Raw genomic sequence first — 341 nt, 5'->3', positions numbered from 1 at the left:
AATGAAAGCAGTGCGGGTGGCGAAAACGTGGTACTGGAACGCCCGGCGGCCGGCGGGGTTTACGCCTCGCTGTTTGAGAAAATTAATCTGAACCCGGTCTCGCAGCTCAGCGCGCTGGATAGCTGGCAGGACGCGCAGGCGATGTCGGATGCGACCGCCGACGAGCGCGTCACCGCCGGGATGCAGGTGTTTCTGGAGTGCCTGACCAAGGCGGGCTCAAAGGTCGAGAAGCTGGACAAAACCCTGATTGACCACCACATCGCTGAACTGGATTACCAGATCAGCCGCCAGCTTGACGCGGTGATGCACCATGACGAGTTTCAGCGCACCGAAAGCACCTG

Annotated in this window: 1 pseudogene; it reads left to right on the top strand. The window is 60.4% G+C overall.

Going from position 1 to position 341, the window contains the following annotated elements:
- Positions 1-341: pseudogene (locus ACCW71_RS20580) on the top strand (type VI secretion system contractile sheath large subunit); the annotation flags it as partial.

Origin of the sequence: Pantoea sp. C2G6, from assembly GCF_051336815.1 — a bacterium.
Lineage (GTDB): Bacteria > Pseudomonadota > Gammaproteobacteria > Enterobacterales > Enterobacteriaceae > Pantoea.
The sequence above is the reverse complement of the archived record's forward strand: the minus strand, read 5'-3'. Positions and strand labels throughout refer to the sequence as shown.